The following is a 275-nucleotide window of genomic DNA, read 5'->3' as shown; positions in this document are numbered from 1 at the left end:
CCTGGATCATAGCCACCATGACCAGCATCGAGATAGACAATCTTATTTAAAACATTGTAATTTCCTCTTGATGCCGAACCGATTTTCTTAGGGGCTGCCACATCAGCTGAAGTTGCCCCAAAGCCGATATTCTTACCTGAAACATCAACAATATAGCCATGAACGATGTACTTGCCTGAATTCCACTTGTGTTGGCTTGCTGAAATAGTTACTTTATAAGAACCATCATCCTGTTTTGTCGCATTATGCCAAACAAGATCATCCTGACCATTTTG

1 protein-coding gene is annotated in these 275 nt (G+C 41.1%); it reads right to left on the bottom strand.

Translation table 11 applies throughout. From position 1 onward, the window contains the following. Positions 1-275, bottom strand: a 275-nt coding sequence (locus HMPREF2979_RS07740) for a GBS Bsp-like repeat-containing protein (RefSeq protein ID WP_186821185.1), incomplete at both ends; no start/stop codon positions are given.

Source organism: Streptococcus sp. HMSC078H12 (assembly GCF_001814615.1).
In the GTDB taxonomy this organism is placed as follows: Bacteria; Bacillota; Bacilli; order Lactobacillales; family Streptococcaceae; genus Streptococcus; species Streptococcus salivarius_F.
The sequence above is the reverse complement of the archived record's forward strand: the minus strand, read 5'-3'. Positions and strand labels throughout refer to the sequence as shown.